Genomic DNA, 21035 nt, shown 5'->3' with positions numbered 1-21035 from the left:
GGAGATGCGGCGGGGTGGTGCACCCACGTCGATGACGCTGTCCGACTCGGTGTACGAGCGGCTGCTGCAGCAGCGCATCATCGTGCTCGGCCAGCAGGTGGACTCGGAGATCTCCAACCGCATCGCGGCGCAGATGCTGCTGCTCGCGGCCGAGGACCCCGACTCCGACATCTCCCTGTACATCAACTCGCCGGGCGGCTCGGTGCCGGACGGCATGGCGATCTTCGACACGATGCAGTTCATCCCGTGCGACGTCGCGACCTTCGGGATGGGCATGGCGGCGTCGATGGGGCAGTTCCTGCTCTCGGCGGGCACTCCCGGCAAGCGGTACGTGCTGCCGCACTGCCAGATCCTCATGCACCAGCCGTCGGCGGGCGTCGGCGGCACCGAGTCCGACATCTCGATCCAGGCGGAGCTGTTCAAGCGCCACAAGCGTGAGATGGCGGAGCTCATCGCCGAGCACACCGGGCAGACGGTCGAGCGGATCATCGCCGACTTCGACCGCGACCGGTGGTTCTCCGCGCAGGAGGCGCTCGAGTACGGCTTCGTCGACCACGTGGTCACCCGCGCCAGCCAGATCCCCGACCCGAACCAGAACGGGAGCGCCCGATGAGCAACATGTGGACGCCGGGGGGCCGCGCTCCCGAGCCGGCGCAGTCCCGGTACGTCCTGCCGTCCTTCGTCGAGCGCACGAGCTACGGGGTCAAGGAGTCGAACCCGTACAACAAGCTCTTCGAGGAGCGCATCATCTTCCTCGGGGTGCAGATCGACGACGCGTCGGCCAACGACGTGATGGCGCAGCTGCTGTGCCTCGAGTCGGCCGACCCGGACCGCGAGATCAGCATGTACATCAACTCGCCCGGCGGCTCGTTCACGTCGCTGATGGCGATCTACGACACGATGCAGTTCATCCGCCCGGACATCCAGACGGTCTGCCTCGGGCAGGCCGCGTCCGCGGCGGCGGTGCTGCTCGCGGCGGGCACGCCGGGGCGCCGCCTCGCCGTGCAGAACGCGCGCGTGCTGATCCACCAGCCCGCCACCGAGGGCTTCTACGGCCAGGTGTCGGACCTGGAGATCCAGGCGGCCGAGATCTCCCGCATGCGCAGGCTGCTCGAGAGCACGCTGGCCCACCACACCCACCGCACCCCCGAGCAGGTGCACGAGGACATCGAGCGGGACCGGATCCTCACGGCCGAAGAGGCCAAGGAGTACGGGATCGTCGACGAGATCATCCAGAGCCGCAAGCTCTCCGCGGTCTGAGAACCGAAGAGGCGTGTCGACGCCGGCTTTCCGGGCCGGCGTCGACCGTCCGCCGACCCGTCGCCGAATCTCCGGTGCGCGAAGCTCCCCGGGGACCGCGTCGGGCGGGTACCGTCCAGAGAGCGCGCCTCCCGGACCCGCCGGGGCAGCGCAGAGAAGGATTTGGGGTCTGCACTCATGGCACGCATCGGCGACGGCGGTGACCTGCTCAAGTGCTCGTTCTGCGGGAAGAGCCAGAAGCAGGTCAAGAAACTGATCGCCGGCCCTGGGGTCTACATCTGCGACGAGTGCATCGATCTCTGCAACGAGATCATCGAGGAGGAGCTGGCCGAAGCGGGTGAGGTCAAGCTCGACGAGCTGCCCAAGCCGGCGGAGATCCACGACTTCCTCGACCAGTACGTCGTCGGGCAGACCCAGACCAAGCGCACGTTGTCGGTGGCGGTCTACAACCACTACAAGCGCATCCAGGCCGGCGAGCGCCGCGGCAGCGGCGACAGCGGCGACGGCATCGAGATCGCCAAGTCCAACATCCTCATGCTCGGCCCCACCGGCTGCGGCAAGACCTACCTCGCGCAGACGCTGGCCAAGCTGCTCAACGTGCCGTTCGCGATCGCCGACGCCACGGCGCTCACCGAGGCCGGCTACGTGGGCGAGGACGTCGAGAACATCCTGCTCAAGCTGATCCAGGCCGCCGACTACGACGTCAAGCGCGCCGAGACGGGCATCATCTACATCGACGAGGTCGACAAGATCGCCCGCAAGTCGGAGAACCCGTCGATCACGCGCGACGTCTCGGGCGAGGGCGTGCAGCAGGCCCTGCTGAAGATCCTGGAGGGCACCACGGCGAGCGTGCCGCCGCAAGGTGGCCGCAAGCACCCCCACCAGGAGTTCATCCAGATCGACACCACCAACGTGCTGTTCATCGTGGCGGGTGCGTTCGCGGGTCTCGAGAAGATCATCGGTGACCGGGTGGGCAAGCGCGGGCTCGGCTTCGGCGCCGAGATCCGCTCCAAGCGCGACATCGACCCCGCCGAGAGCTTCACCGAGACCCTGCCAGAGGACCTCATCAAGTTCGGCCTGATCCCCGAGTTCATCGGCCGCCTGCCGATCGTCGCCTCGGTCACCTCGCTGGACAAGGACGCCCTCGTCAAGATCCTCACCGAGCCGCGCAACGCCCTGGTGAAGCAGTACCGCAAGCTGTTCGAGATGGACGGCGTGGAGCTGGAGTTCACCGAGGACGCCCTCGAGGCGGTGGCCGACCAGGCCATCCTGCGCGGCACCGGGGCCCGCGGCCTGCGGGCGATCATGGAAGAGGTGCTGCTGCCCGTCATGTACGACATCCCGAGCCGCGACGACGTGGCGAAGGTGGTCGTCACCGGCCAGACGGTGCGCAGCAACGTCAACCCCACGATCGTGCCCCGCACCCCGGCCCGCCGGGAGCGTCGCGAGCGTTCTGCATGACGGCCGCCTGAACCACTCACGAAACGACGCCGGTCCGCGCCACGCGGGCCGGCGTCGTGTTCGTTTGCCTCCGCTTCGCTCCGGCGGGCTCGCGCAGTCCCACACGTCGGGGGCGCCGTTCGTCGGCCGTTCGTCGACCACTGGTCCCGATCGCATACCGTATGGCGTAGCCGTGGTTGCAGGCGCACCGACCATGATCTACGTTCACGCGGTCGTGTCGGGATGAGGTGGCGAGGGAGCCCCCATGGCAGTCGGTTTCCTGCAACGCGAGCGCATCATCGCGCCGCCGGGCTGGAGCAGGTGGCTGATCCCACCCGCTGCGCTGTCCATCCACCTGGCGATCGGGCAGGCGTACGCGTGGAGCGTCTTCAAGAACCCGCTCGCGGCCACGATGTTGCAGGGCAACCCTGCGGCGGGCACGCTCACCGCGCTGCCGTTCACGCTGGGCATCGTCATGCTGGGCGTGTCGGCCGCCGTGTTCGGCACCGCGGTGGACCGCAACGGCCCGCGCTGGGCCATGTTCATCTCGATGGTCTGCTTCTCCACCGGCTTCCTGGTGTCGGCGCTCGGTGTGTCGCTCGGCCAGTACTGGATGGTCATCCTGGGCTACGGCGTGATCGGCGGGATCGGGCTCGGCATCGGCTACATCTCGCCGGTGTCCACCCTCATCAAGTGGTTCCCGGACCGCCCGGGGATGGCCACCGGGCTCGCCATCATGGGCTTCGGTGGCGGCGCGCTGATCGCGTCGCCGTGGTCCGCCTCGATGCTCGGCGGGTTCGGCGCCACCGGGGAGAACGCCCAGGCGAGTGGGGTCGCACTGGCCTTCCTCGTCCACGGCGTGGTGTACGCGGTGTTCATGTCGGTGGGCTGGCTGCTCGTGCGCGTTCCGCCCGACGGATGGCACCCCGCGGGCTGGCACCCGTCGGAGGCCAAGACCGGTTCGCTGATCACCACGGCCAACGTGTCGGCGAACAACGCGATCCGCACGCCCCAGTTCTGGCTGCTGTGGGTCGTGCTGTGCTTCAACGTCACCGCCGGCATCGGCATCCTCGAGCGCGCCTCGCCGATCTTCCAGGACTACTTCCCGGACGCGGGCACGGAGATCGCCGCCGCGGCGGCCGGGTTCGTCGCGATCCTGTCGCTGTCGAACATGGTCGGCCGGATCGTCTGGTCCTCCACGTCCGACCTCATCGGCCGCAAGAACATCTACCGGGTCTACCTGGGTGTCGGCGCCCTGCTGTACCTGCTCATCACGCTGCTGGGCAACGCCAACCAGGCGCTGTTCCTCATCGCCTCGATGCTGATCCTGTCGTTCTACGGCGCAGGTTTCGCCACGGTTCCCGCGTACCTGCGCGACCTGTTCGGCACGTACCAGGTCGGTGCGATCCACGGGCGCCTGCTCACCGCGTGGTCCACGGCGGGTGTGCTCGGGCCGGTGATCGTGAACGCGATCGCCGACGCGCAGATCGCCGCCGGTGTACAGGGGCCGGGGCGGTACACGCTGGCGTTCTCGATCATGATCGGGCTGCTGGTGATCGGCTTCATCTGCAACGAGCTCATCCGGCCGGTGAACGAGCGCTACCACGAACCGACGGGTGAGCAGGCCATCCGGACGACAGGAGCGCAGGCCGCATGAGCACGCAGTCCGAGGCCACGGACGCCCCTTCCGGACCGCCGCCGATCGCGTGGCTCGCCTGGGCGTGGGTGGTGATCCCGTTCCTGTACGGCCTGTACCAGCTCGTGATCAAGATTCCGGCCCTCTTCGGAGGCTGACCCGCGCGCCGGCCGTCGTGTCGCAGCGGCGGTGGCCCGTGCGCGGACCGCGGTGCGCGCGCGTACGGTCACACCGTGGCTGAGAGCAGCGATGCAAGCGCCCTGTCCGAGTGGGTCACCGCGGTGGTGCGGGAGCTGGGCATCGAGGACGCCCTCGAACGCGAGGGTGTCGTCGACATGGTGCTCGACCTGACCTCCGACGTGGCCCACGGCGTCTCCCGCCCCGGAGCGCCGGTCACCGCATTCCTCGTCGGGGTGGCGGCGGGTCGGGCCTCCGACCCGGCCGTCGCCGCGAGGGACTACGCCGGGAAGATCAGCGCCCTCGCCGACGGCTGGGGCAGCGACAGCGAGCGAGGCGCCCCGGCAGGCGACCAGTCCCGCCGCGCCTGACGCGGGCCGGCGGCGTCAGCCCGTCACTCTCAGGTCGGCGACGACGCGGGTCGGGCGGAGGCGCACCACGAGCTCGCCGGGCACGCCGTTGCGCTCACCGAACTCCTCGGCGCGGTCGGCGCCCATGTAGCGGCCGCCGATGGCGGTGGCGGTCCGCAGCAGCTGGTCCGGGTCGTCCGAAACCGACGCCGTGCCCTGGACCTGCACGAATGCGTACGGCGGTTCGTCGACGTCGACGCAGAGCACGACCCGGCGATCGCGCGCGATCGCCCTGGCCTTGGGCGTGGTCGCACCGGTGGTGAACACGAGCTCGTCACCGTCGAGGACGAACCACACGGGCGCCACCAGCGGGCGGCCGTCCTTGGCGACGTAGCCGAGCTTGCCGGTGCGCGTTCCGGCGGAGAGGAAGGCCCGGATCTCGGGCGTCAGGTCGGACACAGTCGGCACTGTAGGCGCAGGCGTTCATCCGGAGACCGGCGACCGTTCACCCGAGTGGACTACACCAGGCGCATGCGTCGTCGCGAGCGAGCCGGTGACCGGGTCGTTCCGCACACCGCCCGCCCGGCACGAGGGCGTGCGGTTCGTCTGGTCCGGCGACGTGGTCGGCCAGGGCTGGGGGATCGACCGGGACCGGGGCGGGATGCGGGCCGGCGCAGGGGTTCCAGCACTTCGGTGAGGTCGACGTCGCGCCGGACGGTGAGCTGCGCGTGACCCTGCGCAGGCAGGACGGTCGGGAGCTCTGGTCGACCACGCTGCCGACCGTGGCGTGACCCCTGCTCCGAGGGGGAGTATCGGGGTATGCGGACCGTGGTCGGGGTGGCGCGGTGGATCGGCTCGCGGGTCGGTCGCGTGACCCGTCGTCCTCCGCCTGAGCCGGTGGCGCGCGTGCGGCCCCTCGCGGCCGGCAGGCGCCCTCTCCTCTCCGACCGCCTCGGCGAGCAGCGGCGCGGCGGCGCCCGCCTCGACCAGGTCAACGGCACCACGTGCGGCAGCGCGGTGCTCATCGCGCTCGCGGCCTGGGCCGACCCGGCCGAGATGCAGCACCTCGACGGAGAGGAGGCGGCCACCGCCTCCGGTTCGGGCGTCGCTGCGGGCGCGCAGGCGGGCGTCACCATCGGGTTCGGCGCGCGCTACGACGCGCGGCAGAAGGAGGTGCACCGGCAGTCCACGCGGTTCTGGCCGCAGGCGCTGGGCACGACGCCGTGGGGGATGGTCGGCTGGCTGCGCCGGCACGTGCCCGCCGCAGGCCCGTACCGCGTGCGGCTGGTGGACGACGTGTCCGCCGCCGACGTCGACGACGTGCTCGGGCAGGCCGGGGCGGCGCTCGCAGCGGGCCGGCCGGTGCCGCTGCTGGTGGGGTCGCTGGTGCCGCGGCACTACGTCCTCGCCCTCGGCGTGCTGGACGACGGCCGCTGGCGGGTGTACGAGCCCACGAGCGGGCAGATCCGCGCGCTGGACCTGCGGCTCGTCCGGGAGCGCAGGCTCGCGTCCGTGCTGGGGTTCGACCGGCTGCACGCGGCGCTGCTGCCCGCCTAAGCGTGGTTGAGCACCGAGTGCCGCTTGCCGTACGCCAGGTAGATCACCAGGCCGATCGCCAGCCACACCGCGAACCGCAGCCAGCTGAGCAGGTCGAGGTTCAGCATCAGGTAGAAGCAGGCCACCGCGGCGATGGCGGGCAGAACCGGCGAGAGCGGCACCCGGAACGGCCGCTCGAGGTCGGGCCGGGTGCGGCGCAGCACCGGCACCGCGATCGCGACGATGATCATCGCGCTCAGCGCCCCGATGGAGACCATGTCGGCCAGCTCGGAGATCGGTGTGGTCGCCGCGATGACCGCGATCACCACGGCGCCGATGATCGTCATCCGGTGCGGGGTGTGGAACCGGGGGTGCGCGGTGCCGATCGGGGCCGGCAGGAGCCCGTCGCGGCCCATCGCGAAACCGATTCTGCCGATCGTCACCAGCTCGACCATCATCACCGAGGTCAGCCCGGTGACCGCGCCGATCGAGATCAGCGCCCCGACCCAGGGCAGCCCGACCGTGTTGAACGCGCCTGCGAGCGGGGCCCCGGGATCGATCTGCGCGTACGGCACCATCCCGGTCAGCACGAACGAGACGGCGATGTAGAGCACCGCGCACAGGCCCAGCGCGCCGAGCAGCCCGATCGTCATGTCGCGTTCCGGCCGCCTGGTCTCCTCGCCGAGGTTGGCCAGCGCCTCGAAGCCGGTGTAGGCGAAGAACACGACCGCGGCCGCCGTGAGCATCCCGCCGATGCCGTACGCCGTGGCCTCCAGCCCGAACACGCCCTCGACCACCGGTTGTTCGAGGACCGAGCCGCCCTCCGGCACGGGCACGGCGGGCGGGACGAACGGCGTCAGGTTCGCGGCGTCGACGAAGAAGATGCCGACCCCGATGATCAGCACGCACACCGCGAGCTTGATCAGGACCAGTGCGTTGGTGAGCCGGGACGACTGGCGGATCCCCAGCACCGCCACCACGGTGAGCACCCCAATGATCAGGACGGCCCCGATGTTCACCGGCGCCGTCTCGCCGAACAGCACCTGCGGTAGCCCGAAGAGGTTCGCCAGGTAGCTCGACCAGCTGCGCGAGACCACGGCCAGGCCGAGCCCGAACTCCAGGAGCAGGTCCCAGCCGATGATCCACGCGAACAGCTCGCCGAGCGTGGCGAACGCGTAGGTGTAGGCGGAGCCGGCCGTCGGCACCGAGGACGCGAGCTCGGCGTAGCAGAGCGCCGCCAGTGCGGCGACGACCGCGCCGATGATGAACGACAGCGTGACCGCGGGCCCCGCGTGCTCCTTCGCCTCGACGCCGGCGAGGGTGAAGATGCCGGTGCCGATGATGATGCCGACGCCGAACCCCACCAGGTCGCGCCCGCGCAGCGTCCGCCGCAGGTTCGCGTTCTTGCCTCGTTCCAGGACGTGTTCGACCGGGAGCGTGCGCAGCAACGACATTCGAGGCACGTTAGCCCGGGCGGCCCACTCCCGCCGGGCTCGCGACCGGTCACGGGCACACCGTGGGTCGCTCGTAAACTTCATCAGGTGACCGACACCCTCCCACAGCGCACCGCCGACCTGCCCGCCCAGTGGAACCCGGGCGAGGTAGAGGGCGTGCTCTACGAGCGGTGGGTGGAGCGCGGGTACTTCGAGGCCGACAACACGTCGGACCGGCCGCCGTTCTGCATCGTGATCCCGCCGCCGAACGTCACCGGCAGCCTGCACCTCGGCCACGCCATGGACCACACGCTGATCGACATCCTCACCCGGCGCCGCCGGATGCAGGGATACGACGCGCTGTGGCTGCCGGGCATGGACCACGCCGGCATCGCCACCCAGAACGTCGTCGAGCGCCAGCTCGCCGTCCACGGGCAGAGCCGCCACGACCTCGGACGCGAGCGGTTCGTCGAGAAGGTCTGGGAGTGGAAGGCCGAGTCCGGCGGATCCATCCTCGGCCAGATGCGCCGCCTCGGCGACGGCGTCGACTGGACCCGCGAGCGGTTCACCCTGGACGAGGGGCTTTCGCGCGCGGTCCAGACGATCTTCAAGCGGCTCTTCGACGAGGACCTGATCTACCGCGCCGAGCGGATCATCAACTGGTGTCCGCGCTGCCACACGGCGCTCTCGGACATCGAGGTCGACCACCACGACGACTCCGGCGAGCTCGTCTCCATCCGCTACGGGGACGGGGCGGACTCCGTCGTCGTCGCCACCACCCGCGTCGAGACGATGCTCGGCGACACCGCCGTGGCCGTGCACCCCGATGACGAGCGGTACGCCCACCTCGTCGGCCGCGAGATCGAGCTACCGATCGTCGGCCGGATGATCCCGGTCGTCGCCGACGCGCACGTCGACCCGGCGTTCGGCACCGGCGCGGTCAAGGTCACCCCCGCGCACGATCCCAACGACTTCGAGATCGGCCGCCGCCACGACCTGCCGATGCCCTCGATCATGGACGAGGCCGCGGTCATCAGGAACTCCGGCACCGAGTTCGACGGGCTCGACCGGTTCGAGGCGCGCTACGCCGTGCGCGAGAGGCTCCGCAAGGAGGGCCGGATCGTCGCGGAGAAGCGCCCGTACGAGCACGCCGTCGGCCACTGCAGCCGCTGCGACACGGTGGTGGAGCCCCGGCTGTCCCTGCAGTGGTTCGTGCGGGTCGAGCCCCTCGCGAAGGCTGCGGGCGACGCCGTCCGCGACGGGCGCACCACGATCCACCCGAAGGAGCTGGAGAAGCGCTTCTTCGACTGGGTCGACAACATGCACGACTGGACGATCAGCCGGCAGCTGTGGTGGGGTCACCGCATCCCGGTCTGGTACGGGCCGGACGGTGAGGTCGTCTGCGTCGGCCCCGACGAGCAGCCGCCGTCCGGCGAGGGGTGGCGCCAGGACGAGGACGTCCTCGACACCTGGTTCTCCTCCGGTCTGTGGCCGATCTCCACGCTCGGCTGGCCGGACTCCACGCCCGACCTCGCGCGCTACTACCCGACGTCCGTGCTGGTCACCGGCTACGACATCCTGTTCTTCTGGGTCGTCCGGATGATGATGTTCGGGCTGTACGCGATGGACGGCGCACCGCCGTTCGAGCACGTGTTCCTGCACGGGCTGATCCGCGACCAGTACGGCAAGAAGATGTCGAAGTCCAAGGGCAACACGATCGACCCGCTGGACCTCATCGACCGCTTCGGTGCCGACGCCCTGCGCTTCACGATCGCCAGGGGCGCCAACCCCGGCGCGGACATGGCGCTCTCGGAGGAGTGGGTCGCCGGCTCCCGCAACTTCGGGACGAAGCTGTGGAACGCCACGCGTCTCGCGCTGACCAACGGGGCGTCACCGGATCTCCCGCTGCCCGCCGAGGCCGACCGCACCGACGCCGACCGCTGGATCCTCGGCCGGCTCTCCGAGGTGGTGGAGCAGACCGACGCGCTGCTGGAGGACTTCCAGTTCGCCAAGGCCACCGAGGGGCTCTACCACTTCACGTGGGACGAGCTGTGCGACTGGTACCTCGAGCTCGCCAAGGCGCAGCTGCGCGACGAGCGCACCGCCGACGGCACCCGCGCCGTGCTCGGCCACGTCCTGGACGCGCTGCTGCGGCTGCTGCACCCGATCAGCCCGTTCCTCACCGAGGCGCTCTGGACGGCGCTCACCGGGCGCGAGTCCGTGGTGGTCGCGCCGTGGCCCACGGGCGCAGGCGGCGCTGTCGACGCGGCCGCGAACGGGCGGCTCGCCGACGTGCAGAAGCTGGTCACCGAGGTGCGCCGGTTCCGCACCGAGCAGGGCCTGCCCGACAGCCGCCGCGTCGCCGCCCGGGTCGAGGGACTGGTCGCGGCCGGGCTCGGGGACCCGGGGCCCGGCGGTGCAGCCGCCGCGCTGCGCTCCCTGGCGCGCCTCGACGACCCGGATGACGGCTTCGCGCCCACCGCCACCCTCGACGTCCTGCTCTCCGGTGGGCGGGTCCACGTCGAGATCGACACGTCCGGCGCCATCGACGTGGCCGCCGAGCGGGCCCGCCTCGGCCGCGACCTCGCGGCAGCGCAGAAGGAGCTCGACCAGGCGGAGAAGAAGCTGGCCAACCCGAAGTTCCTGGAGAAGGCCCCGGCCGACGTCGTCGCGGGCATCCGGACCCGTCGCGAGGCCGCGGAGGCGGAGATCGCGAGGGTGACGGCGCGGCTGGAGACCCTGCCCAGCGCCTGACGGGGCAGCGCATACCGACGAGCGGCGCGTTCGTCGGAACCTATCCGACGCCATGTATGTCTGAGGTCTGCGCGCGCCGCGAAGCAAGCGCGCAGACCTCAGTGGCACGACAGCGCCGCTCGTCGGACAGGTGCGTGGGCTCAGAACCGGTGGCGGGTGTGGGAGAACGTGCCCTTGCCGAAGGTCAGGACCTTGGTGGGCGCGACGGCGTACACCAGCGCCGGGCCGACCTCGTGCTGGAACGCGCCGTCTCGTGCCTCGAACTGCCAGCGCCCGTCCCACTTCGTGCGCCACGCGTCGGCGAGCCGCTCCAGCATCGCGTCGTCCGTGACCTGGACGGCGTCGCCCTCGACGACGACGTCGAGCCCGCGGTCCCAGTCGTTGCGCCCGGTGGTCAGGGCGACGTGCGGGTTGCCGCGCAGGTTGACGGCTTTCTGCTCGGCGGCGCCGGTGCAGAAGTGGAGGGCACCGTCGAGCCAGATCGCGGGGAGCGGGGTGACGTGCGGTCGCCCGTCACCGCGGACAGTGGCGATCCAGAACAGCTCCGCCGACTCGATGGCTTCCACGGTGTCGTCCCACGAGATCGGCGTGGCGTCCGGGTCGCTGAAGCGGCTGTCGAGCGAGGTCGTCGGTGCACCCATCGGGATTCCTCTCATGCCAGTTCGTCCACGATCAGCTGGTCTATCCGGGCTGCGGTGGCGAAGTCGCCGAAGCGGTTGCGCATCACGGCGACGGCGACGCCGGAGTCGATGTCACCGAAGGCGGCGGAGCCGTTCGCGCCGACCCAGCCGAAGGTCGAGCCGGGCCTGCCGCGGCCACTCGGCCGGAAGGGGCTGTATCCGTACGTCAACGACGCCGGGAAGCCCATCACCTCGTCCGTCCCCTCGAATGCGATCTCGGCGATCGCGGTGCGTCGGGCGGCCGAGACGAGGGCGACGCCGTCGACGGGCCCGAGGAGCGCGGCGTAGATGCGCGCGACGCCGCGGGCGCTCATGGTGCCTTCGGCGGGGATGTCGCTGGTGAGGAGGTCGGGCCGGTTGGCGTAGTCGGGGTCCGGGACCACGCCGGGCGGCATCGCCCTCGCGAGTGCCGACCCGGGATCGGGCCGCGGGGAACCGGAACCGACCTGCCGGGCGACCCGCGGGAGCAGCGCCCGGGGGACGCCGAAGTGGACCTCGTCGGCGACGCCGAGCGGTCCGGTGACGTGGGTGCGCAACAGGGCGGAGATCGGCTCGCCCGTCGCACGGCGCAGGGTCTCGCCGAGGAGGAACCCGAACGTCTTGGCGTGGTAGCCGAACCGGGTTCCGGGCTCCCAGCACGGCTTCGCATCGGCGACGACCGCGCACATGCGGTCCCAGTCGCACAGGTCGGCCGCACTCGTGTCGGGGGGAAGGTTCGGCACGCCTGCGGTGTGCATGAGCACCTGGCGCAGGGTGACAGCGTCCTTGCCGTGCGCCCCGAACTCGGGCCACACCTCGGCGACGCGCAAGTCGTCGGTGAGGCCACCGCGCTCGACGAGGACGTGAGCCACGGTGGCCGCCACGCCCTTCGCCGTCGAGCCGGCCCAGAACAGCGTGCCGGGCTCGACCGGTGCCGCGGTACGAGGATCGGCCACGCCACGTGCCGCGTCGACGAGCGTGCGGCCGTGCCGGATCACGGCGACCTGCAGGCCGGCCTCCGCCCCCGAGCCGACCAGCTCGTCGAGCAGGGCGTCGACCGCCGCCGCAAGGCGCTCCTCGCTCACATCACATGAGACCGTCCAGGGGAGCAGAACTCATCGGTGCCCCCTCAGAGGCTGACCCCGACTTCCAAGGACGCGCCTTCCCGGACGTCGAGCACCTGGATCCGGCCGGCCGACCGCACGTCCGCCGCGGCGAGGGCGAGCCGGTCGAGGACGTCGCGTGGGGCCGTCACGACGGTCTTGCTGACGTCCGTGCGCATGGAGACCTTCGCCTCGGACTTCGCCCGCCGCACCGCCGTGATGACATCGGTGGCCGCGGTCAGGATGCGCGCGTCCCCGGCCTGCGCACGGAGGTCGGCGGCCTCGGGCCAGGCCGCTGTGTGCACCGAGCCCTCCTGCCACCAGGACCAGACCTCCTCGGTGACGAACGGCAGAACCGGCGCGAACAGCCGCAGCAGCACCGACAGGGCCGTGGCGAGCCCGGCGTGGGCCGACGCGGCGGCCTCGGCGCCGTGCTCGCCGTAGGCGCGGGCCTTGACCAGTTCCAGGTAGTCGTCGCAGAAGTGCCAGAAGAACCGCTCCGTGACCTCGAGGGCGCGGGCGTGGTCGAAGTCCTCCAAGGCGGCGGTGGCAGCCTCGACGGTGTCGGCGAGCTCGGCCAGCAGGGCCCGGTCCAGCGGGGCGGTCACCTCGCCGGACACCGCCCCCGTGGACAGCGCGAAGCGGCTGGCGTTGAGCACCTTGATCGCGAGCCTGCGGCCGATCTTCATCTGGCCCGTGTCGAAGGCGGTGTCGGTGCCCGGCCGCGCGCCCGCCGCCCAGTACCGCACGGCGTCCGACCCGAACTGCTCCAGCAGCCCCATCGGCGTGACGACGTTGCCCTTGGATTTCGACATCTTCTTGCGGTCCGGGTCGAGGATCCAGCCGGAGATCCCGACGTGCGCCCAGGGCAGCGTGCCGTGCTCGGTGTGTGCGCGCAGCACCGTGGAGAACAGCCAGGTGCGGATGATGTCGTGGGCCTGCGGGCGCAGGTCCATCGGGAACACCCGCTGGAAGAGGTCGTCGTCGGCGCACCAGCCGCCCGCGATCTGCGGGCTGAGCGATGAGGTGGCCCAGGTGTCCATGACGTCCGGATCGCCGGTGAAACCGCCCGGCACGCCGCGCTGCGCATCGGTGTAGCCGGGCGGCACGTCGGTGCTCGGGTCGACCGGCAGCGTCGCCTCGTCGGCGGCGATCGGGCGGTCGTACTCGGGCTCGCCGCGCTCGTCGAGCGGGTACCAGACGGGGAACGGCACGCCGAAGAACCGCTGCCGGCTGATCAGCCAGTCGCCGTTCAGCCCTTCGACCCAGTTCTCGTAGCGGGCGCGCATGTGCGCGGGGTGCCACACCAGCTCGCGGCCGCGCTCCAGCAGCGCGGTCCGCAGGTCGGCGTCGCGGCCGCCGTTGCGCACGTACCACTGGCGGGTGGTGACGATCTCGAGTGGCTTGTCGCCCTTCTCGTAGAACTTCACCGCGTGGCTGATCCGCTCCGGCTCGCCGACCAGCCGACCCTGCTCGCGCAGCATCGCGACCACCCGCTCCCGGGCGGTGTGCACGGTGGCGCCGACCAGCTCGCCGTACGCGCCGCCGTCCACGCCCTCCGGCGGCTCGGGCAGGAACCGGCCGTCGTGCCCGACGACGGTGCGGGTGGGCAGCTGCAGCTCGCGCCACCACAGCACGTCGGTGGTGTCGCCGAACGTGCAGACCATCGCGACGCCGGTGCCCTTCTCCGGGTCGGCGGCCCGGTGGGCGAGCACCGGCACCGCCACGTCGAAGACGGGGGTGCGCGCGTGGGTGCCCAGGAGCGGGCGGTAGCGCTCGTCGTCGGGGTGGACCACCAGCGCGACGCACGCGGGCAGGAGCTCCGGCCGGGTGGTGGCGATCTCCAGGTCGGCTCCGTCGGCGCGGGTGAACAGGAGGCGGTGGAACGCGCCGGGCCGGTCGCGGTCCTCCAGCTCCGCCTGTGCGACGGCGGTGCGGAATGTGACGTCCCACGGCGTCGGGGCCTCGGACAGGTACGCCTCGCCGCGGGCGAGGTTGCGCAGGAACGCCCGCTGCGCCGCCACGCGGGCGCGGGTGCCGATGGTGCGGTAGGTCGTGGACCAGTCGACCGAGAGCCCCAGCCGGCGCCAGAGCTCCTCGAACGCGATCTCGTCGTCCTCGGTGAGGCGTTCGCAGAGGGTGATGAAGTTGCGCCGCGAGACCGGGATCTGGCGGTCGCCGGGCTGCTCCGGCGGCTCGAACCCGGGGTCGTAGGGAAGTGCGGGGTCGCAGCGCACGCCGAAGTGGTTCTGCACCCGTCGCTCGGTGGGCAGGCCGTTGTCGTCCCAGCCCATCGGGTAGAACACCGCGCGCCCGCGCATCCGCTGGTAGCGCGCGACGACGTCGGTGTGGGTGTAGGAGAACACGTGCCCGACGTGCAGCGATCCGCTCACCGTCGGCGGCGGGGTGTCGATCGCGAACACCGCCTCCCGCGGCTGCGTGCGGTCGAACCGGTGTACGCCCAGCTCGTCCCATCGGCGGGCCCACCTCGGCTCGAGGCCGTCGATCGTGGGCCGCTCCGGCAGGGAGGCGGCAGGCGTTGTCATGCGGCAACGGTAGTGGTGGGGACGCGACGCCCGCCCCGGGGTTTCACCCGGTACCGGCTCGTAGACTCGCCTGTGTGAGCGACGAGCGCGACGAGCGGCCCGAGGGCGAGGGCGAGCTCCCCACGCCCGAGGACGCGGTGGTGTCGCACGTCCTCGACGCGATCCGCGGCGGGGACACCCCGGACGTGGTGCCTGCCCAGTCGTCCACGCTCGGCTACGCGGAGTTCCTCGCGGTCGAGCAGGAGCTGAACCGGCGCTGGCCGGAGACGGTCATGGAGCCGTCACTCGACCGGATCGCCACGCTCGTGGACGTGCTGGGCGAGCCGCACCGCGGATACCCGGTGGTGCACCTGACCGGCACCAACGGCAAGACCTCCACGGCGCGCATGGTCGACGCCATCCTCACCGAGGTGGGGCTGCGCACCGGCCGCTACACCAGCCCGCACCTGCAGCGGGCCACCGAGCGGATCAACATCGACAACCGCCCGATCTCGCCCGAGAAGTACGTGCAGGTCTACCGGGACGTGAAGCCGTTCGTGGAGCTGGTCGACCTCAAGGAAGGGGTCGCGCTCTCGAAGTTCGAGGTGCTCACGGCGATGGCGTTCTCGGCCTTCGCCGACGCGCCGGTGGAGGCGGCGGTCGTCGAGGTCGGGCTGGGCGGGCGCTGGGACGCCACCAACGTGGCCGACGGCTCGGTCGCGGTGATCACCCCGATCGGCCTCGACCACGCGGAGTACCTCGGCACGGACATCCTCGGCATCGCACGCGAGAAGGCGGGCATCATCAAGCCCGGCGCCGTCGCCGTGCTGGCCGCCCAGGAGAAGGCGGTGGCCGACGTCCTGCTGGAGCGCTGCGTCGAGGTGGACGCGCAGGTCGCGCGCGAGGGCGTCGAGTTCGGCGTGCGCGAGCGGGAGATCGCCGTGGGCGGGCAGCGCCTCGTGCTGCAGGGCCTGGGCGGCACCTACGACGACGTCTTCCTCCCGCTGCACGGCGAGCACCAGGCGAACAACGCGGCGTTGGCGCTGGCCGCCGCCGAGGCGCTGGTCGGCGCGGGCCCGCAGCAGCCCCTCGACGCCGACGTGGTGCGGGCGGCGTTGGCGGGTGTCATCTCCCCGGGGCGGCTGGAGCGGCTCGCCGCCGGTCCGGGCGTGCCCACGGTGCTCGCCGACGCCGCCCACAACCCGCACGGCGCCCGGGCGCTCGCCGCGGCGCTCACCACCGAGTTCCGCTTCACCCGGCTGGTCGGCGTGCTCGGCGTGATGCGGGAGAAGGACGTCCGCGGCATCCTCGCCGAGCTGGAGCCCGTGCTGCAGGAGGTCGTGATCACCTCCAACTCCTCGCCACGGGCGATGGATCCGGACGAGCTGGGTGCGCTCGCGGTCGAGGTGTTCGGCTCCGCCCGCGTGAGCGTCGAGCCCGTGCTCCGCGAGGCCGTCGACCAGGCTCGCGAGCTGGCGGAGGAGGGTGGTGAGTCCGGGGTCGGCGTCGTCATCACCGGATCCGTGGTCACCGCGGGCGAAGTGCGCACCCTCTTCGGCAAGGAACCGGCATGACCGCCCCCGACCCCATGAAGGGGCTGCGGGGTGTGTACGCCGCCACGCTCACCCTCGAGGCGATCGTCGTGGCGCTCGCCCTGCTCGTGCTGTCGAAGTTCGGCGAGGGCGCTACTCCGTTCGGCGTGACGGTGATCGTCGGGCTGGCAGTGGCGATGATCGTCGCGGCGGGCGTGCAGCGCAGGCCGTGGGGGCTCTGGTTCGCGCTCGGCCTGCAGGGCGTGATGATCCTCTGCGGGCTGCTCGTGCCGGCGCTCGGCGTGATGGGTGTGGTGTTCGCGCTGGTGTGGGCCGGGATCCTGCTGCTGCGCCGCGATCTTCTCGGCAAGATGGCCCGCGGTGAGCTGCCCAGCCAGCAGGTGCACGACCGCGAGTGACGCGGTTCAGGCCCCGCGGCGCCGAGCCGCGCGCCGTGCGACGTAGCGGCCCATCTTCTCGGCCGTGCCGCAGTCGGCCATGTCGCACCAGCGCCGGCTGCGGTTCTTCGACCGGTCCACGTACAGCCAGGGGCAGCGCGCGCAGCGCTTGACCCGCCCGAGTTCCGCGCTGACCAGCAGGTCGGTCGCGGCCGTCGCCACCGGGTGCAGGACGACCGCCGGATCGTCGGCGCCGGACCACGACCAGCGATACGCGCCCGAGCGGGTGTCCAGCTCCGCGGCCGCGACGGCGTCGGCGGCGAAGGGGCGCAGCCGGCTCCAGCGCCCCGCGATGTCGTCCGCGCCGTCGGCGACGGCGCCGAAGACGTCTCCCAGCACCTCGCGCAACTCGTGCGCCCGCTCCAGCGCCGCTTCCGCGGCCCCGGGGTCGTGCTCGGCGGCCCTGAGCAGCTGCTCGGCGCGCTGCTCGTCCAGGGTGTCCACCCGCAGCGACCAGCGGACCAGGTCCGGGTAGGTGGCGACGTGGTCGTGCCGGGTCGGGCCGAGCGGGTCGTCGACGGTGTTGGCGAAGTCGAGCGCGAGGTTGCCGCCGACGATCGGCAGCTCCCTCGGGGCATCCGTCATGTTTCCACCATAAGTCGTTTCACCGGTTGCGGGAACAGGACCCCCGTGCCACGGTTTCCACCGTGCAGCTGATTGCTGGTAACCGCGCGTTCCCCGCGCTCGCGACCGCCGTGCTGCTGCTCGGGACCGCCGACTCGATGGTCGGCGCATACCTCGTGCTGTTCGCGGCCGACGGGGCGCGCCTGACGCCCGTCCAGGTCGGCCTTCTCACCTCCGCGACGGCCGCGGGCGGCATGGTCGTCAACCTGCTCGCGGCGCGCCGGTTCGACCGCGCCCCGACGCGGGCCTACGCCGCGGGGGCGGCCGCGCTCGGGGCACTCGGGTACTTCCTGCTTCCGCGGACGTCGACCTTCCCGCTCCTGCTCCTGATCGCGGGCACCCTCCTCGCTGCCGTCGCGGCGGCGTTCCCGCAGCTGTTCGCGCTCGCGCGGGTGGTGCTGGGCGCGGGTTCCGCGGGGCGAAGGGCGGCCCCGCTGCTGCGCTCGGGCTGGTCGCTTGCCTGGGCGATCGGACCGCTCGCGGGTGCCGCCGTGCTCGCCGTGGCCGGCTTCGCCGGCACGTTCTGCGTGGCAGCGGCTGTCCTCGCGCTCACGGCGCTGGTCGTGCTCACCGTCCCGGCGCCGGGCTCCCCGGTCCCCGAGACCACCCCGGAGCACCGGCCCGCCGGCTCCTCCGCCGCTCCGGTCGCCGTCGGGCCGCTCGTCACCGCGGTCGCCCTGTTCTACCTGGCGGTGTTCGCCGGTTCCGTGGCACTGCCGCTGCACGTCACGCGCGGCCTGCACCTTCCCGCGAGCGCGGTCGGCCTGCTCTACAGCGTGTGCGCTGCCGTGGAGGTCGTCGCGGCGCTCGTGCTCGCCCGGCTCCCGGCCCGCATCCGCGATCGTGGGCTGATCGTGGCGGCGATGGGCAGCTTCGCCGCGTTCTGCGTTCTCGCCGTGCTGGCGGACGGGATGGTGTTGCTGCTGGCCTCGCAGGTGGCGCGGGGGGTGGCGATCGCCGGTGTCGGGGCGTCGGGTATCCGCTTCTTCCAGGACGTGCTCGCCCCGGCCGCGGGACGGGCGATGGCTCTCTACTCCAACGCCAACGCCGCAGGTGCGCTGCTCGCGGGTGTCCTCGCCGGCATGGCGGTGCAGTACTGGGGGAGTCCGGGGACGTTGCTCGCCTGCGGTGGGGCCGCCGTCGCAGGGGCCGTGACGTTCGTCCTCGGCACCTCACCGGGCCGGCCCGGCGTCCGTCGATAGGGTGTCGCGCGTGACTGAACGCACCTTGGTCCTCGTCAAGCCCGACGGCGTGCAGCGCCGCCTGATCGGCGAGGTCGTCTCCCGCATCGAGCGCAAGGGGCTCGACATCGTGGCCCTCGAGCTGCGCACCGTCCCGCGCGAGCTCGCCGAGCAGCACTACGCCGAGCACGACGGCAAGCCGTTCTTCGGCGACCTGCTCGAGTTCATCACCTCCGGCAAGGTGCTCGCCGCCGTGGTGGAGGGCCCGCGGGCGATCGCCGCGTTCCGCCAGCTCGCCGGTGGCACCGACCCGGTCGAGAAGGCCACCCCGGGCACCATCCGCGGCGACTTCGGCCTGGAGACGCAGTACAACCTCGTGCACGGCTCCGACTCGCCGGAGAGCGCCGCCCGGGAGATCAAGCTCTGGTTCCCGAACCTCTGACGTCCGGGCCGCACATCGTCTCCGAGGTGGGCCCGCAGACGGCGACCTCCCTCGGAACGCTCTGGACCGCCGTGACCCGCGCCGGGGGCGCCGTCGGGTTCGCGCCCGACGCGCCGGAGGCGGACATCCGCGCGGCTGCGGAGCAGGCGATCGAGGACGTGCGGGCGGGGCGCGAGCAGCTGTTCGTCCTCGACGCCGACGGTGAGCTGGTCGGCGCGGTCTTCCTTCGGCGGGGGCCGAAGGCCACCGTGCGGCACCGCGCCGACGTGGTGCGCCTGATGGTGCACCCGGACCTGCAGGGCCGCGGATGGGGGAAGGCGCTGCTCGACGCGGTGGTGGCGCACGCCACGGCGATCGGGCTCGAGCAGTTGCTGCTCTCCGCGCGGGGCGGCACCACCCTGCCCGACTTCTACGCGAAGCAGGGCTGGCGGCAGGTCGGCCTGTTCCCGGACGCGCTGCGCATCGGACCGGACGACCTGCGCGACGAGCACTGGTTCCAGCTGCGGCTCTAGACCTCGGCCCGGTGGCGCTGCAGGGCCCGCAGCTCCACCGGGTCGTGGGCGCTGAAGATCGTGATCAGGTCGCCGTGCTCGCGCACCAGCTCGCGCAGCCGTTCCTGGTTGGCCAGGCGCAGCCCGCGCGCCGTCTCCATCCGCGCCTGCATGTAGCGCAGGCCCGGCGGGCAGGCGGGGGCGTCCGCGCGCATCTCGTCGTGGTGGAAGTACGCGTCGCCTGCGTGCAGCAGCCAGCCGTCCCCGTCGCGCACGGCCACGCCGGTGTGGCCGACGGTGTGGCCGATCAGCGGGACGAGCCGGATGTCCGCCTCGACGCCCGGCAGCTCGCGGACGGCGGCGAAGTCGAACCACTCGTCGCCCTGCGGGTCGTGCGTCACCCACCGCGGCCCGTGCGCCCACTGGGCCCGCGGGTAGCGGGTGCGCTCCCTCGACGTGCGGGCCGCGCGCGCCGCCTCCAGCTCGCTGCGCAGCACGTGCACGCGCGCCTGCGGGAAGTCGCGCAGGCCGCCGCCGTGGTCGAGGTCGAGGTGGGTGAGGACGACGTCCCGGACGTCCCCGGCGCCGAACCCCAGCGCCTCGACCTGCCGCAGCGCGGTCTCGGACTCGTCGAGCACCGGCCGGGCCAGTCGCCGGAACGACCGGGTGAGCGAGGCGTCGGGGTTGCGGACGTCGTCGGTGCCGTACCCGCTGTCCACGAGGACGAGCCCGTGGTCGGCCTCGACCAGCAGGCAGTGGCAGATCATCTCGGCGGTCGCGAGCAGCGAGCCGCTCCCGCTCACCAGCCGCCCGCCGTAGGGGCGCATCGTGCCGCAGTTGAGGTGGTGGATCCTCATGCCGATCTCCGTTCCGGTGCGAGCAGGGCGCGCAGGTGCGTCCCGACGGTCTGCAGTGGTGTGACGTCCCGGCGCGTGCGGGCGAGCAGGATCGCGCCCTCGACGGCGGCGACGAGCACGGTGGCGAGTCCGTCGGCGCCGTGGACGCCTGCCGCGCGCAGGTGCTGTGCGACGAGGCCCTCCCACGAGTCGTAGACCCCGGTGCACGCCAGGCGGATCGGCTCGCTCTGCGCGGCGGCGTCGAGCGCGACCGTGGCCACCGGGCAGCCCTCCCGGAAGTCGGTGGCGACGAGGTGCTCGCCGAGCAGGGCCAGGACCCGGTCGAGCGCGGCGGCGGGGTCGGCGGTGCTCTCGAGCACGCCGGTGATCGCGGCGCACAGCTCCTCGCCCGCCCGGTGCAGCGCCTCGACGGCGAGCTGTTCCTTCCCGCCGGGGAAGTGGAAGTACAGCGAGCCCTTCGGCAGGCCGCCCTCGGCGAGCACCTGGTTGAGGCCGGTGGCGTGGTAGCCCTGCGCCCGGAACAGGCCCGCCGCCGTCCGGATCACCCGCTCCCGGGTGTCTGATCTCCTCGGCACCT

22 protein-coding genes are annotated in these 21035 nt (G+C 72.1%); 14 read left to right on the top strand and 8 right to left on the bottom strand.

The genetic code is table 11. The annotated features are described in order from the left end of the window. Positions 1-4 precede the first annotated feature (4 nt). The 6 genes from FHX44_RS08630 (at position 5) to FHX44_RS08610 (ending at position 4884) form a co-directional block, all read left to right on the top strand. Positions 5-613 carry a ClpP family protease gene (locus tag FHX44_RS08630; protein WP_147255006.1) on the top strand — a complete coding sequence of 203 codons (609 nt, stop codon included), beginning with the start codon at positions 5-7 and terminating at the stop codon, positions 611-613. Next, on the top strand, positions 610-1260 hold the full coding sequence (locus FHX44_RS08625; protein ID WP_147255005.1) for an ATP-dependent Clp protease proteolytic subunit: 651 nt from the start codon (positions 610-612) through the stop codon (positions 1258-1260). The genes FHX44_RS08630 and FHX44_RS08625 overlap by 4 nt, the downstream gene beginning before the upstream one ends. A gap of 177 nt (positions 1261-1437) precedes the next feature. Next, positions 1438-2721, top strand: a complete 1284-nt coding sequence (clpX, locus tag FHX44_RS08620) for an ATP-dependent Clp protease ATP-binding subunit ClpX (RefSeq protein WP_147255004.1) — start codon at positions 1438-1440, stop codon at positions 2719-2721. A gap of 244 nt (positions 2722-2965) precedes the next feature. Then, positions 2966-4357 carry an OFA family MFS transporter gene (locus tag FHX44_RS08615; RefSeq protein ID WP_147255003.1) on the top strand — a complete coding sequence of 464 codons (1392 nt, stop codon included), beginning with the start codon at positions 2966-2968 and terminating at the stop codon, positions 4355-4357. Beyond that, positions 4354-4494, top strand: coding sequence for an MFS transporter small subunit (locus FHX44_RS42050; protein ID WP_170308837.1), 141 nt, complete (start codon positions 4354-4356; stop codon positions 4492-4494). Before FHX44_RS08615 ends, FHX44_RS42050 begins: the two co-directional genes overlap by 4 nt. Positions 4495-4569: 75 nt before the next feature. After that, entirely contained in the window at positions 4570-4884 is a 315-nt protein-coding gene (locus tag FHX44_RS08610; protein ID WP_147255002.1) for a DUF6457 domain-containing protein, read from the top strand. 15 nt (positions 4885-4899) lie between these two features. Here the strand turns inward: FHX44_RS08610 and FHX44_RS08605 are convergent, their stop codons facing one another. Next, positions 4900-5322, bottom strand: a complete 423-nt coding sequence (locus FHX44_RS08605) for a PPOX class F420-dependent oxidoreductase (RefSeq protein ID WP_212612385.1) — start codon at positions 5320-5322, stop codon at positions 4900-4902. 94 nt (positions 5323-5416) lie between these two features. Between FHX44_RS08605 and FHX44_RS42045 the strand changes: the two genes are divergently transcribed. Both FHX44_RS42045 and FHX44_RS08590 read left to right on the top strand, forming a co-directional pair. Further along, a complete protein-coding gene (locus tag FHX44_RS42045) occupies positions 5417-5560 on the top strand; it encodes a hypothetical protein (protein WP_170308679.1) in 144 nt (47 codons plus the stop codon). A 122-nt stretch (positions 5561-5682) separates the two neighbouring features. After that, on the top strand, positions 5683-6420 hold the full coding sequence (locus tag FHX44_RS08590) for a hypothetical protein (RefSeq protein ID WP_147254999.1): 738 nt from the start codon (positions 5683-5685) through the stop codon (positions 6418-6420). Here the strand turns inward: FHX44_RS08590 and FHX44_RS08585 are convergent. Then, positions 6417-7853 carry an amino acid permease gene (locus FHX44_RS08585; protein WP_147254998.1) on the bottom strand — a complete coding sequence of 479 codons (1437 nt, stop codon included), beginning with the start codon at positions 7851-7853 and terminating at the stop codon, positions 6417-6419. The two genes, FHX44_RS08590 and FHX44_RS08585, sit on opposite strands and share 4 nt — an antisense overlap. Positions 7854-7940: 87 nt before the next feature. On the opposite strand from FHX44_RS08585, the gene FHX44_RS08580 reads away from it, so the two are divergent. Beyond that, positions 7941-10586, top strand: coding sequence for a valine--tRNA ligase (locus FHX44_RS08580; RefSeq protein ID WP_147254997.1), 2646 nt, complete (start codon positions 7941-7943; stop codon positions 10584-10586). Between the two features lie 140 nt (positions 10587-10726). Here FHX44_RS08580 and FHX44_RS08575 read toward each other — a convergent pair whose 3' ends face one another. The 3 genes from FHX44_RS08575 to valS are packed head-to-tail and all read right to left on the bottom strand — an operon-like array spanning position 10727 to position 14894. Beyond that, on the bottom strand, positions 10727-11227 hold the full coding sequence (locus FHX44_RS08575; RefSeq protein WP_147254996.1) for a pyridoxamine 5'-phosphate oxidase family protein: 501 nt from the start codon (positions 11225-11227) through the stop codon (positions 10727-10729). A gap of 11 nt (positions 11228-11238) precedes the next feature. Beyond that, on the bottom strand, positions 11239-12330 hold the full coding sequence (locus FHX44_RS08570) for a serine hydrolase domain-containing protein (protein ID WP_147254995.1): 1092 nt from the start codon (positions 12328-12330) through the stop codon (positions 11239-11241). Positions 12331-12374: 44 nt separating this feature from the next. Next, positions 12375-14894: a valine--tRNA ligase gene (valS, locus tag FHX44_RS08565; RefSeq protein ID WP_147254994.1), complete on the bottom strand. Its 2520-nt coding sequence runs from the start codon at positions 14892-14894 to the stop codon at positions 12375-12377. Between the two features lie 74 nt (positions 14895-14968). Here valS and FHX44_RS08560 point away from each other — a divergent pair, with 74 nt between their 5' ends. Then, on the top strand, positions 14969-16447 hold the full coding sequence (locus FHX44_RS08560) for a bifunctional folylpolyglutamate synthase/dihydrofolate synthase (RefSeq protein ID WP_425469119.1): 1479 nt from the start codon (positions 14969-14971) through the stop codon (positions 16445-16447). Next, on the top strand, positions 16444-16824 hold the full coding sequence (locus FHX44_RS08555; protein WP_147254993.1) for a DUF4233 domain-containing protein: 381 nt from the start codon (positions 16444-16446) through the stop codon (positions 16822-16824). The genes FHX44_RS08560 and FHX44_RS08555 overlap by 4 nt, the downstream gene beginning before the upstream one ends. A gap of 6 nt (positions 16825-16830) precedes the next feature. On the opposite strand, the gene FHX44_RS08550 is transcribed toward FHX44_RS08555, so the two are convergent. Beyond that, positions 16831-17448, bottom strand: coding sequence for a CGNR zinc finger domain-containing protein (locus tag FHX44_RS08550; protein ID WP_170308836.1), 618 nt, complete (start codon positions 17446-17448; stop codon positions 16831-16833). 62 nt (positions 17449-17510) lie between these two features. Between FHX44_RS08550 and FHX44_RS08545 the strand changes: the two genes are divergently transcribed. From FHX44_RS08545 to FHX44_RS08535, 3 genes are read left to right on the top strand one after another with little or no spacing between them, the layout of a single operon-like run. After that, positions 17511-18689, top strand: coding sequence for an MFS transporter (locus tag FHX44_RS08545; protein ID WP_170308835.1), 1179 nt, complete (start codon positions 17511-17513; stop codon positions 18687-18689). Between the two features lie 10 nt (positions 18690-18699). Continuing rightward, positions 18700-19110 (top strand): nucleoside-diphosphate kinase, encoded by a 411-nt coding sequence (gene ndk / locus FHX44_RS08540; RefSeq protein ID WP_147254990.1) that lies wholly within the window; start codon positions 18700-18702, stop codon positions 19108-19110. 26 nt (positions 19111-19136) lie between these two features. Beyond that, complete coding sequence (locus FHX44_RS08535; protein WP_246170269.1) at positions 19137-19622, top strand: GNAT family N-acetyltransferase; 486 nt, start codon at positions 19137-19139, stop codon at positions 19620-19622. Here FHX44_RS08535 and FHX44_RS08530 read toward each other — a convergent pair. Together FHX44_RS08530 and FHX44_RS08525 are read right to left on the bottom strand one after the other, a co-directional pair. After that, positions 19619-20458 carry an MBL fold metallo-hydrolase gene (locus tag FHX44_RS08530; protein ID WP_147254988.1) on the bottom strand — a complete coding sequence of 280 codons (840 nt, stop codon included), beginning with the start codon at positions 20456-20458 and terminating at the stop codon, positions 19619-19621. The genes FHX44_RS08535 and FHX44_RS08530 overlap by 4 nt on opposite strands. Next, positions 20455-21033, bottom strand: a complete 579-nt coding sequence (locus FHX44_RS08525) for a TetR/AcrR family transcriptional regulator (RefSeq protein ID WP_147254987.1) — start codon at positions 21031-21033, stop codon at positions 20455-20457. The genes FHX44_RS08530 and FHX44_RS08525 overlap by 4 nt, the downstream gene beginning before the upstream one ends. Positions 21034-21035: the final 2 nt, after the last annotated feature.

This window comes from Pseudonocardia hierapolitana (assembly GCF_007994075.1).
Taxonomy (GTDB): Bacteria; Actinomycetota; Actinomycetes; order Mycobacteriales; family Pseudonocardiaceae; genus Pseudonocardia; species Pseudonocardia hierapolitana.
Note: the sequence above shows the minus strand (reverse complement) of the source record. Positions and strands in the feature narration are given on the sequence as shown.

Coding starts and splice junctions, on each gene's coding strand:
- FHX44_RS08555 (WP_147254993.1), top strand. CDS start 16,444: ATGACCGCCCCCGACCCCATGAAGGGGCTGCGGGGTGTGTACGCCGCC.
- valS (WP_147254994.1), bottom strand. CDS start 14,894: ATGACAACGCCTGCCGCCTCCCTGCCGGAGCGGCCCACGATCGACGGC.
- FHX44_RS08530 (WP_147254988.1), bottom strand. CDS start 20,458: ATGAGGATCCACCACCTCAACTGCGGCACGATGCGCCCCTACGGCGGG.
- FHX44_RS08615 (WP_147255003.1), top strand. CDS start 2,966: ATGGCAGTCGGTTTCCTGCAACGCGAGCGCATCATCGCGCCGCCGGGC.
- FHX44_RS08585 (WP_147254998.1), bottom strand. CDS start 7,853: ATGTCGTTGCTGCGCACGCTCCCGGTCGAACACGTCCTGGAACGAGGC.
- FHX44_RS42050 (WP_170308837.1), top strand. CDS start 4,354: ATGAGCACGCAGTCCGAGGCCACGGACGCCCCTTCCGGACCGCCGCCG.
- FHX44_RS08550 (WP_170308836.1), bottom strand. CDS start 17,448: ATGACGGATGCCCCGAGGGAGCTGCCGATCGTCGGCGGCAACCTCGCG.
- FHX44_RS08625 (WP_147255005.1), top strand. CDS start 610: ATGAGCAACATGTGGACGCCGGGGGGCCGCGCTCCCGAGCCGGCGCAG.
- FHX44_RS08590 (WP_147254999.1), top strand. CDS start 5,683: ATGCGGACCGTGGTCGGGGTGGCGCGGTGGATCGGCTCGCGGGTCGGT.
- FHX44_RS08575 (WP_147254996.1), bottom strand. CDS start 11,227: ATGGGTGCACCGACGACCTCGCTCGACAGCCGCTTCAGCGACCCGGAC.
- FHX44_RS08630 (WP_147255006.1), top strand. CDS start 5: ATGCGGCGGGGTGGTGCACCCACGTCGATGACGCTGTCCGACTCGGTG.
- clpX (WP_147255004.1), top strand. CDS start 1,438: ATGGCACGCATCGGCGACGGCGGTGACCTGCTCAAGTGCTCGTTCTGC.